This window comes from Mycobacteriales bacterium (assembly GCA_035550055.1).
Taxonomy (GTDB): Bacteria; Actinomycetota; Actinomycetes; order JAFAQI01; family JAFAQI01; genus DASZTV01.
Window position 1 is genome coordinate 1 of record DASZRO010000112.1, and the last position, 10,130, is coordinate 10,130.

14 protein-coding genes are annotated in these 10,130 nt (G+C 69.1%); 8 read left to right on the forward strand and 6 right to left on the reverse strand.

Annotated features, from left to right (window positions below):
* The 3 genes from VG899_16270 to VG899_16280 all read right to left on the reverse strand — a co-directional run.
* On the reverse strand, window positions 1–251 hold a 251-nt coding region (locus VG899_16270), incomplete at its 3' end, for a helix-turn-helix domain-containing protein (protein ID HWA67920.1).
* Entirely contained in the window at window positions 244–1,164 is a 921-nt protein-coding gene (locus tag VG899_16275) for an SDR family NAD(P)-dependent oxidoreductase (GenBank protein ID HWA67921.1), read from the reverse strand. The genes VG899_16275 and VG899_16270, both read right to left, overlap by 8 nt.
* A 5-nt stretch (window positions 1,165–1,169) precedes the next feature.
* Window positions 1,170–2,426: an amidohydrolase family protein gene (locus VG899_16280; GenBank protein ID HWA67922.1), complete on the reverse strand. Its 1,257-nt coding sequence runs from the start codon at window positions 2,424–2,426 to the stop codon at window positions 1,170–1,172.
* Window positions 2,427–2,467: 41 nt separating this feature from the next.
* Between VG899_16280 and VG899_16285 the strand changes: the two genes are divergently transcribed.
* Entirely contained in the window at window positions 2,468–3,526 is a 1,059-nt protein-coding gene (locus VG899_16285) for a cyclase family protein (protein HWA67923.1), read from the forward strand.
* Window positions 3,527–3,765: 239 nt separating this feature from the next.
* Window positions 3,766–4,947, forward strand: a complete 1,182-nt coding sequence (locus VG899_16290; GenBank protein ID HWA67924.1) for a DUF222 domain-containing protein — start codon at window positions 3,766–3,768, stop codon at window positions 4,945–4,947.
* A gap of 11 nt (window positions 4,948–4,958) precedes the next feature.
* On the opposite strand, the gene VG899_16295 is transcribed toward VG899_16290, so the two are convergent.
* Together VG899_16295 and VG899_16300 are read right to left on the reverse strand one after the other, a co-directional pair.
* Window positions 4,959–5,174 carry a hypothetical protein gene (locus VG899_16295; GenBank protein HWA67925.1) on the reverse strand — a complete coding sequence of 72 codons (216 nt, stop codon included), beginning with the start codon at window positions 5,172–5,174 and terminating at the stop codon, window positions 4,959–4,961.
* Between the two features lie 38 nt (window positions 5,175–5,212).
* Complete coding sequence (locus tag VG899_16300) at window positions 5,213–6,802, reverse strand: NAD(P)/FAD-dependent oxidoreductase (GenBank protein HWA67926.1); 1,590 nt, start codon at window positions 6,800–6,802, stop codon at window positions 5,213–5,215.
* A 50-nt stretch (window positions 6,803–6,852) separates the two neighbouring features.
* On the opposite strand from VG899_16300, the gene VG899_16305 reads away from it, so the two are divergent.
* From VG899_16305 to VG899_16330, 6 genes are all read left to right on the forward strand, one after another.
* Window positions 6,853–7,251, forward strand: coding sequence for a nuclear transport factor 2 family protein (locus VG899_16305; GenBank protein HWA67927.1), 399 nt, complete (start codon window positions 6,853–6,855; stop codon window positions 7,249–7,251).
* A gap of 78 nt (window positions 7,252–7,329) precedes the next feature.
* A complete protein-coding gene (locus VG899_16310; GenBank protein ID HWA67928.1) occupies window positions 7,330–7,578 on the forward strand; it encodes a hypothetical protein in 249 nt (82 codons plus the stop codon).
* Window positions 7,575–7,970 (forward strand): transcriptional repressor, encoded by a 396-nt coding sequence (locus VG899_16315; GenBank protein HWA67929.1) that lies wholly within the window; start codon window positions 7,575–7,577, stop codon window positions 7,968–7,970. Before VG899_16310 ends, VG899_16315 begins: the two co-directional genes overlap by 4 nt.
* A gap of 20 nt (window positions 7,971–7,990) precedes the next feature.
* Complete coding sequence (locus tag VG899_16320; GenBank protein ID HWA67930.1) at window positions 7,991–8,419, forward strand: rubrerythrin family protein; 429 nt, start codon at window positions 7,991–7,993, stop codon at window positions 8,417–8,419.
* Between the two features lie 23 nt (window positions 8,420–8,442).
* Window positions 8,443–9,045, forward strand: coding sequence for a DUF3501 family protein (locus VG899_16325; protein HWA67931.1), 603 nt, complete (start codon window positions 8,443–8,445; stop codon window positions 9,043–9,045).
* A gap of 17 nt (window positions 9,046–9,062) precedes the next feature.
* Window positions 9,063–9,275: a hypothetical protein gene (locus tag VG899_16330; GenBank protein ID HWA67932.1), complete on the forward strand. Its 213-nt coding sequence runs from the start codon at window positions 9,063–9,065 to the stop codon at window positions 9,273–9,275.
* Here the strand turns inward: VG899_16330 and VG899_16335 are convergent.
* The coding region (locus tag VG899_16335) for a formylglycine-generating enzyme family protein (protein HWA67933.1) at window positions 9,272–10,130 on the reverse strand (859 nt) is incomplete at its 5' end. The genes VG899_16330 and VG899_16335 overlap by 4 nt on opposite strands.

Consider the following 10,130-nt stretch of genomic DNA (forward strand, 5'->3'; position numbering starts at 1 on the left):
GCCGCCACGCGATCGACACCGGCCAGGACCTCGTCCATCACCAGGTCGGTGATCGCCGCGAGCAGCTCCTCCTTGGACCCGATGTAGTGGTAGAGCGCGCCCTTGCCGAGCTCGTTGGCCTCGCACAGCTCAGCGATGCCGGTGCCGTGATAGCCGCCTTGGGCGAACACGCCGGCGGAGGTGTCGATGATCGCGCGACGTCGGGCCTCCCAGTTCGCGCCGCGGCGTACCGCTGCAGCGCTGTCAGCCACGGTGGTTCGGATCGGGCGACTCGCCGTTCGGGAGGTGCGACAAGAAGCTCGCCGACCACGACATCAGGTCGGTCGGTACGACGTAGTCGCGGTCGTCGTTGATCGCCGCCCAGTGCTCGGCGATGTCCTCGATGGTCGGCGCCGGGCCCTCGTGCACGTAGCCGGAGGTGGAGGTGAGGACCAGCCGGGCGAAGCGGCCGGCGCCGGCGGCGTAGACCTCCCCGGTGGCCGGGCAGTCCTCATGGGCGAGGTAGGCCGCCATCGGGGCGACCAGGTCCTCGCCCATGCGCGGCGCGGCGAGCGCGGCCGCCTTGCCGGCCATGCGGGTGGCCGCGGCGGGGGCGATCGCGTTGACCCGGATGCCGAGCGGGGTGCCGGCGGTCGCGAGGCTGCGGGTCAGGCCGATCACGCCGCCTTTGGCCGCGGCGTAGGAGGTGTTCCTCGGCAGCCCGAAGACGCCGGCGGACGTGGTCAGCACGATCCGTCCGTACTTCTGCGCCGCCATGTGCGGCCACGCTGCGCGGGCGGTCAGGAACGATCCGCCGAGATGGACCGCAAGGTGTCTGCCGAAGTTCTCGTCGTCGATGTCCGGCATGCCGGCCCACTCGATGACGCCGGCGTTGCTGATCAGGATGTCCACGCGACCGAACGCGCCGACCGTCGCGTCGATGAGCGCCTGTGCCGCCGACGGGGACGACACGTCGTTGCCGTCGGCGATCGCGGTGCCGCCGGCGGCGCGGATCTCCTCGACCACGGCCTCGGCGGGCGCCAGGTCGGCGCCGGTGCCGGCCATCGAAGTCCCCAGGTCGTTGACGACGACCGAGGCGCCTCGTTCGGCGAGCAACATCGCGTAAGAACGGCCGATGCCGCGCCCCGCCCCCGTGACAATGGCGACGCGATCGTCGTAGCGCATGCAGATCAGACTGCCACCGGGACCTCGAAGCCGAGCAGGCCGGCCAGGGTGCCGCCCAGGATCGCCTTGCGTTCGTCGTCGGGGACGCCGGTGAACAGCTGCTTGATCAGCTCGCGGCTGCCGCGGAACGTGCCTTCGGCGTGCGGGTAGTCGTTGCCCCACGTCAGGGTCGACAACCCGGTGATGTGGCGGCAGGCGATCGCGACCGGGTCGTCCTGGAACTGCACGTGGAACTGCCGGCGTACGTACTCGCTCGGCATGAGCGGGTAGGGCCACTTCTCGTTGAGCCGGAACAGCTGAGCCATGTCGGGCTGGTCGTTCGCGGGCCGCGAGTCGTCCCACTTGCCCAGCCACCAGTCGGCGTCCTGGCCGATGCCGGTGACCCAGCACTTGTCCATGCCGCCGACGAGCGATGACAGCCAGTGGGCGTTGAACTCGATGAGGTGGAAGTGCAGGTCCGGGAACCGCTCCGGCACGCCGCCGCCGACCAGCTGACAGATCAGCTGCTGGGGCACGAACGTGCTGTGGATCGCCTGGGTGACCATGCGCTTCGCCGCGGCTCGCTCGGTCATCGGCTGGTTGACCTGCGCGGCGTTCTCGAGGACCACCTTGAGCGTCACCGCTTCGGTGTCGTCGACCTTCACGCCGCCGGTCTGGGTGTGGAAGAAGACCTGTACGCCGGCGGCGGTCGCCGCCGCCCACACCGGGTCGAGGTCGCGGGTGTAGTAGCTGCGAGGCGGGGTGGCCGGCAGCAGGATGGCCTTGAAGCCGGCGGCCGCGACGCGCTCGATCTCGGCGACCGCATCGGGCACGTCGGTGATCGGCACCGGCGCCGTAGGGCAGATCCGGTCGAAGTACGGCGTGAAGCGCTCGATCAGGTAGTCGTTGTAGACCCGGGCGTGCGCCATCGACAGCTCGTGGTCGTCGGAGTACAACCCGAACAGCGACAGGTTCGGGTGCATGATCTGGACGTCGACGCCGTCGAGATCCATGTCCTCGATGATCAGCGCGGGATCGCCCTCGGGCATCCGGCCGCCGGTCTGCCGGTACCGCGAGACGGTCCAGCCTTCGTACCCCGCGGTGTGGAGCTTGCGGAAGATCGTCGCGCCGCCCTCGACCAGCGGCTCGTCGAGGGTGAAGTCCTCTTCCCACACCGCGCGGTCGCGCAGGTGGTGGGGGAGCCTGGTCTTGAACAGGTCGGTCGGTTCGAGAACATGCCCATCGGCGGAGACGACGAAGTCCTTCTTCTCGCGTGCGTCCATGGCGTTACTGTACCGATCGTTACAAACTTTGCGGAGGTGTCGTGGCGAAGCGCTGGCAGCGGCGGCCGGAGGGATCCACGTGGGGCGACTGGGGTGACGACGACGAGCTCGGCCGGATCAACCTGCTGACCCCGGAGAAGGTGCGGCAAGGGGTTCGCGAGGTCGAAGCGGGGATCGCGTTCTCGCTGAGCCTGCCGCTGGACTTTCCGGGCGGCACCGCCTTGAACCAGCGCCGCCACCCGCCGAAGCTCTCGCCGACCGAGGACATGAACGGCGTACCAGGCGTCTTCTACAACGTCCGGATGAGCGAGATGGCGGACTGGGGGGATCCGCGCTACGTCGACGTGTGGGCCGATGACGTGGTGACGCTGTCGCTGCAGTACTCGACGCAGTGGGACTCACTCGCCCACGTCGGAGCGGAGTTCGACGCCGACGGTGACGGGATCGAGGAGGCCGTCTACTACAACGGCTACCGCGCGGGCGTCGATCTCGTCGGGCCGTCGGATGACGCGCGCGGTGACGGGTCGGGGCATCGCGGGTTCGCCCACCACCTCGGGCTCGAGCACATGGCCGCCCACGGGGTGCAGGGACGCGGCGTACTCGTCGACCTGCACAAGCATTTCGGCGACGAATGGCGCGCGGTCGACCTCGCCGCACTGCAGGAGGTGATGGCCGCGGACCGGGTGGTGGTGGAGCCGGGGGACATGCTGTTGATCCACACCGGCTTCGCCACCCGGGTGCTGGAGTGGAACCGGGAGCCGGATCCGCGCGCCATCCACCGGACCGGGACCTGGCTCGATGCCCGCGACCCGGCGATGCTCGAGTGGATCGCCGACTCGCAGATCTCGGCCTTGGTGGCCGACAACTACGCGGTCGAGGGGTTGCTCGGCAAGGATCCCGACCCGTCGCGGCACTCGTTCCTGCCCATCCACCACCTCTGCCTGTTCCGGCTCGGCGTGCCGCTCGGCGAGATGTGGTACCTGCACGAACTGGCTTCGTGGCTTCGTGAGAACAACCGGTCGCGCTTCTTGCTGACCGCGCCGCCGCTGCGCCTCCCCGGCGCCGTCGGATCACCTCTCACCCCCGTCGCCACCGTCTGAACCGTCTGAACTGTCCGAACTGTCCGAAGCGCTGACCCGAAGCGGTCTCTTGGTCCCGACAAAAGCGGCTGTTGAAGGGGCCGGGTTGCCGTCTGCGGCCGGCATGCGTGGCCTGTTGCGGACATGACTTTGGTTGGCCTGTTCCGGCCACTTTTTCGTTGATTACCAACGGATTCTGTCTTGATCTCGTCGTGCGCGGGCGCTAGGATTCGAACATACGTTCGATCATCGGAGTGGACGTGCTGACCTCGGAAACCCAAGCGCTCGCCGACGACGTCGCGCGCCTGGTGGCCCAGGACGTCCACTCGCTGCCCGACGTTCTGCTGCTGTCCGACACCGAGGCGCTCCTTGCGCTGCGCCGCCGCCTCGACGGCGTACTGGCCCGGCGCCTCCAGGTGCTCGACACCCGCGACGTCACCACCACCGAACGCGGACAGTCCACCAAGACCTGGCTGGTCGAAGAGCACCAGCTCTCCGTCGGTGACGCCGCCGCCCGGTTGCGCGTCGCGCGCAGCGCCGCGTCGCGTCCGGCGATCGTGGACGCGATGCTCGCCGGCGAGGCCACTCAGGACCAAGCCGGCCTGATCCTGGGCTTCCTGCCAAAGCTGCCCAAGGCCGAGCAGCGCGACGCCGCCGAGAAGGAGCTGTTGGATGCGGCCCGGTTCGCCGACCCGACGCTGCTCGGTCGCGGGCTGCGTGAGCTGGCTGACCGACTCTGCCTGAACGAGACGGCCGAGGAACGGGCCGTGCGAGCCCGCGAAGGCCGCTATCTGACCCTGACCGACACCTTCGACGAGATGGTCCGCGTCGACGGGATGCTCGACCGGGTCGGCGCCACCATCCTCCGCAAAGCGCTTTACCCGCTGTCGGCGAGAGCCGGGGAGGTCGACGAGCGCACGCCAGTGCAGCGTCAGGCCGACGCGCTGGTCGAGCTCGCGCGCCTGACGATGAATGCCGGCAGCCTGCCGGAGACCGCCGGGGAACCCACCCAGGTCCTCGTCACGACCTTCCTGTCCGACCTGCTCCGCAGCCTCGAAGCGGGCGAGAGCTGCCAGTCCAGCGTCGACGGGGTTGCGATCACCCCGAACACTGCGCGGATGTTCGCCTGTGACGCCGGAATCATCCCCGCGGTGATGGGCGGGGCGAGCGAAGTCCTCGACCTGGGGCGTAGCACTCGCACCTGGTCACGCGCCCAGCGGCGAGCCGCGAAGCTGCGCGCAAACGGGCACTGCGAGGCGCCCGGCTGCCGCGCCGCGATCGAACGCTGCGACCTCCACCACTCCGACTACTGGTCCCACGGTGGCGCGACCGACCTAGCCAGCGCGATCTACCTGTGCGCGTATCACCACTGGCTGGAACATCACACCGCCTGGCATTTCAGCCGCAACAAGGACGGCACCGTCGAAGTCCGAAAAACGTAGGAAGCCCGTTCCTACTCGGCACCGTCATCGGCGGTCAGGTCCTCGGCGGTCAGTTCGTCCGCCGGACGGTCGGTGGTTGCGCCTTCACTCTCGCGCTCGAAGACGTCCGCCGCCTTGAGGTCGGGCGACGTCTGCTGCGCCACCTCGGCAGCCGCTTCTTCGTCGGACAGACCTTCGCCTGCGGGGCGGGTGGTGCCGGGGGTCACGGGCGACTCAGGTGTGCTCATGTCGTTGACATGCCCCGGCGAGGGCCGAGAACCCGTCGTCAGCCGAAGACGAACGGCTGGTAGTCGTTGGCCTTCGACTCCGCGATGAGTGCGAGCAGTTTCGGCCGGCCGGCGGCGTTGAGCAGGTACTTGCGCGGCTTGCCGGGGACGTTGGTGCCGAAGTAGTAGCTCTTCTCGGTGAACGACGGTGGCCGGCGGGCGGCGCGGTCGATCATCGCGGTCCAGCGTTCCTCGATCTCCGGCGTGACCTCGATCGTTCGCGTACCGCGGTCCCGCGCGGCGATGATCAGGTCAGTGACGAAGTCGACCTGGTCGCCGTTGTAGCGGGGGTTGTTGCCAGCGGCAGCGTGCGGGCCCCCGGGGAAGAAGAAGTTCGGGAAGCCGGCGGTCTGCACACCCAGGTACGTCGACGGGCCGTCCGCCCAGTGGTCGGTCAGCGCGACGCCGTCGGCGCCGACGATGCCCATCCGCGACAGTGCGCCCGTGCCGAAGTCGAAACCGGTCGCCCACACCACGACGTCGAGCTCGCGCACCCCGTCCGCCGTCTCGATCCCGGCTTCGGTGAGCCGCAGGATCGGCGTCGCCTGAAGATCGACCAGGGTGACCTTCGGCGAGTTGAAGGCTTCGAAGTAGCCGGTGACGAACGGCGGCCGCTTCTCCCCGAAGCGATGGTCGGTCGGGATCAGCCGGTCTGCGACGGCGGGGTCGGCGACGATCCCGCGGATCTTGGCGGCGATGAACTCACACCACGCGTCGTTGGCGGCCTCGTCGAACGTCAGGTCGAGATAGTGGCTGACGATCTTGCCGAAGCCGGGCCTGGCCCACATCTGCTCGTAGAAGGCGAGCCGCTCGGCAGGCGTGTCGTCGGAGGACTTGCGATCACCGGGCGGGTGCAGGAAGCCGGCCAAAGAGGTGTCGAGGATGTGCTTGATGGCCGGGAAGTCGGCGCGCAGCTGCGCCTGCTCCGCCTCGGTGATAGGCGCGTTGTTGAGCGGTGTACACCAGTTCGGGGTCCGCTGGTAGACGGTGAGCGAGGCGACCTCGTCGAGGATCGCCGGCACCAGCTGTACGCCGCTGGACCCAGTGCCGACGACCGCCACCCGCTTGCCGGCGAAGTCGACGGGTTCGGCCGGCCACAGCCCGGTGTGCAGCTGCGTGCCGGCGAAGTCGTCGCGGCCGGCGACGTCGGGAAAGAACGGGACGGACAGCACCCCGGTCGCTGCGACGAGGAACTGCGTGGTCGTCGTCGAGCCGTCGCCGGCGATCACCGTCCACGTGCCGTCGGCGTACGTCGCGGCCGTGACGCGCGCGCCGAGCCGGATGTGGTCACGCAGCCCGAACCGGTCGACGACGTGGTTGAGATAACGCTCGATCTCCGGCTGCCCGGCGAAGTGCTCCGACCACTCCCACTCGTCGAAGAGCTCGCGAGAGAACAAGTACCCGTAGGTGTAGCTCTCGGAGTCGAACCGTGCGCCGGGGTAGCGGTTCCAGAACCAGGTGCCACCCACGCCGTCCCCGGCCTCGAGCAGCAAGGCCGAGAACCCGGCCTCGAGCGCTCGGTAGAGCTGGTAGATCCCCGTGATGCCGGCGCCGACGATCAGTACGTCGACGTCGCGGTCGGCAGGCATGGCGGCTGAGTGTACCGATCGGTACAGAGCGAGTCGGTACAGTGCCGCGCATGAGCGCCGATCTGACGTTTGCCGACGTGTTCGCGGGTGTCATGACCACGATCGCGCGGTACAACCACGCGGTCGACGACGGCCGCACCGACGACGCAGTCGCGACGTACTGCGCCGACGGCAGCTGCGACATCCCGGGGCTCGGGGCGCATGAGGGCCACGAGGCGTTGCGCGCGGCGTACACCATGGTCGAGCCGAAGGGGCCGCAGTGCCACCTGGTCAGCGGCACCCACATCACCGACTGGTCGGCCGACCGAGCGAGCGCGGTCAGCGACTTCGCGTTCCTCGTCAAACGCGACACTGTCTGGACCGTCATGCTGACCGGCCGCTACACCGACGAGTTGTGCCGAGACGGTGACGTGTGGCGCTTTCACCGTCGAGTCGGCACCTTCCGCTGACCGGGGCGACTACAGAGACCACTTCTCAGTTGAGATATATTCTCGTTAAGCGACGGCCGCCCACGACTCGGAGGTGTCATGACCACGGATCTGCCGCTCCCCGAGCCCACCGAGCTCGACGAGCAGCGCAACACCGAGCTGATGCATCTCGCGAAGGATGCGGTGCTACGTGGCCGGCCCAGCGGTGACGAGGAGTGCCGCAACTGCCTTTACTACACCGACTCCAGCGAGGACATCTCCTACTGCTGGCACCCGAAGCTGCGGATCCTGGTCGGCGGCCCGTGGTGGTGCCAGTGGTGGGAGGAGATTCCCGAGGAGCTGCGATGAACGACAGGTCGTCGCGCGACACGCCCCAGCGGCGCGCGGTGCTCGACGTCATCAGCAACTCCGACGACCACCCGACCGCGGCCGAGGTGCTCGAGCGGGTGTGTGACGTGCTGCCCGGCGTCGGCGCGGCGACGATCTACCGAACCCTCGGCATGCTCGTCGAGTCCGGCCAGATTCTCGAGCTGCGGGTCGGCCAAGGGGCCACCCGCTACGACCGCAACGTCGAGCGGCACGACCACCTCGTCTGCGACAGCTGCGGGACCGTCATCGACGTACACGTGCCGCTGGACCGGCGGCGTTCGATCGACCCACTCCAGGTGAACGAGGACTTCCTCGTCACCGGCTACGACCTGCGGATCCACGGCGAGTGCGCCAGCTGCAGAGCCAACTAACAACGGAAGGAATCTGGAACGTGGCAGAGCTCAAGGGCAGCAAGACCCACGCCAACCTCAAGGAGGCGTTCGGCGGCGAGAGCATGGCCAACCGGCGCTACCTGTTCTTCGCGCGCCGCGCGGAGACCGAGAAGCACGCCGAGGTCGCCGAGCTGTTCCGGGACACCGCCGAAGCCGAGACCGGTCACGCGTTCGGTCACATCGAGTTCCTGCTCCAGGCGGGCGACCCGGCGACCGACGAGCCGATCGGTACGACGGAGGAGAACCTGGCATCGGCCGTCGCCGGCGAGACCTACGAGTTCACCGCGATGTACCCCGGTTTCGCCAAGACGGCGCGCGATGAGGGGTTCGACGAGATCGCGGACTGGTTCGAGACGCTGGCCCGCGCCGAGCGCACTCACGCCGGGCGCTACGAGAAGGCGCTCGAGAAGCTGCACGCGGCCGGCTAGGCAGCCAGAAGGAGGTGACCTGCGTGTCCGTGCTTTCCGACGAGGACTTCGAGCTGTCCCCGGAGGTCTACGCGCAGGTCCGCGGCGAACGGCGCGCTGAGGCGATATCGCTTCGGCGCGCCCGCCGCGTCCGGCTCGGCGACCTCGTGATGGTCGAGTTCGAGTGCGCCGCGACGCTGCGCTACCAGGCGCAGGAGATGCTCTACGTCGAGCGCGTGACCAGCCCGGCGGCTGCGGCCGCCGAGGTCGCCGCCTACGACCGGCTGATGCCCGGCGGCTCGACCTTGACGGCCACCATGTTCATCGAGCTCGACGACGCGAGTCGCATCCGGGCCGAGCTCGACCGGCTCGACGGGTTGCACGAGGCGGTAAAGCTCGAAGCGGGTGGCGTCTCCTGCCTCGCGCGCGACATCCCGCCGCCCGACGAGGGCCCCAGCAAGCACACGGTGTCGGTGCACTTCCTCGGCTTCGACCTGTCCGACGACCTTCTGGCCGCCCTTCGTGCCGGAAGCCCCGCGCGGCTGCTCGTGGACCTTCCGGCGTATCGGACGTTCGCCGACCTCGACCCGGCGCTGGTCCAGACGTTGCTCGGCGACCTTGATCGCGAGGCATCGCAAGCGGATTAGCCGGGTAGATGCTCGCCATGCCTGCATCGGGATTCGAGACCGTCAAGGACGGCGTGACGATCACCATCTCCCCGGACGCGGATGACGCGTTCAAGCTCAGCCTGGCTCGCGGCGGCGCCACCGTGACCGCGCAAGAGGGCAACGCCATGCTCGACGACCCGGCCGCGATCGCGAAGGTCGTCGACGGGATGTACACGGACCTGCTCGCGGCCGAGCGCGAGACCGGCTAGCGAACGACGCAGCGGAAGCCGAGGTGGCTGGTCGTGCTGCGTACCGCCTGGCCCTGCCGGGCGGATGGCCGGTAGCGGCGGCAGTACGACGGCGCGCACAGATGTGATCCGCCTTTGATCGTCCGGCGGTCGCCTTCGGTCAACGGCGCACCGCAACACGGATGGTCGAGCGCCGCGGGTGCGGTCCGGTCGTGGCTGTCCGTCCAGGTCGAGTCGGTCCACTCCCACACGTTGCCGATCATGTCGACCAGGCCCCAGTCGTTGGCCGGGTAGGCGCCGATCGGCGAGGTGAGGGGGTGCTTGGCGTCCTCGTTGCGCCACGGGAACTCGCCCTGCCAGGTGTTGGCCATTTGCCGACCGGCGGGTGCGAGCTCCTCGCCCCATGCGTACGGCGTCGGTGGCCGGCCGGCTCGTGCGGCGTACTCCCACTCGGCCTCGCTGGGCAGCGCCTTGCCGGCCCAGGTGGCGTAGGCCGTCGCGTCCTCGAACGACACGTGGACGACCGGGTGGCGGTCGAGGCCGTGCAGCGTGGTGTGCGGTCCTTGCGGATGGCGCCAGTCCGCGCCGGGCACCCAGCGCCACCAGCGCCGCCAGTCGTCGAGCGGGACCGGGCGGTCGGTGGGGACGAACACGAGCGAGCCGGGGACGAGCTGATCGGGGTCTGCGTCAGGGAACTCCGACGGTGGCGGCGGCTGCTCCGCGGTCGTGACCCAGCCGGTCGCCTTCACGAACCTGCGGAACTCGGCATTGGTCACCGGGTGCTCGTCGATGAGGAACGCCGCGACGTGGGCCGGGTGAGCCGGTCGTTCTTCCGGATACGCGACGTCGCTGCCCATGACGAACTCGCCGGCGGGC

Excerpts from the sequence above, each read along its gene's own strand:
- VG899_16275 (HWA67921.1), bottom strand. The coding sequence starts at position 1,164 with ATGCGCTACGACGATCGCGTCGCCATTGTCACGGGGGCGGGGCGCGGC.
- VG899_16280 (HWA67922.1), bottom strand. The coding sequence starts at position 2,426 with ATGGACGCACGCGAGAAGAAGGACTTCGTCGTCTCCGCCGATGGGCAT.
- VG899_16295 (HWA67925.1), bottom strand. The coding sequence starts at position 5,174 with ATGAGCACACCTGAGTCGCCCGTGACCCCCGGCACCACCCGCCCCGCA.
- VG899_16300 (HWA67926.1), bottom strand. The coding sequence starts at position 6,802 with ATGCCTGCCGACCGCGACGTCGACGTACTGATCGTCGGCGCCGGCATC.
- VG899_16305 (HWA67927.1), top strand. The coding sequence starts at position 6,853 with ATGAGCGCCGATCTGACGTTTGCCGACGTGTTCGCGGGTGTCATGACC.
- VG899_16310 (HWA67928.1), top strand. The coding sequence starts at position 7,330 with ATGACCACGGATCTGCCGCTCCCCGAGCCCACCGAGCTCGACGAGCAG.
- VG899_16315 (HWA67929.1), top strand. The coding sequence starts at position 7,575 with ATGAACGACAGGTCGTCGCGCGACACGCCCCAGCGGCGCGCGGTGCTC.
- VG899_16330 (HWA67932.1), top strand. The coding sequence starts at position 9,063 with ATGCCTGCATCGGGATTCGAGACCGTCAAGGACGGCGTGACGATCACC.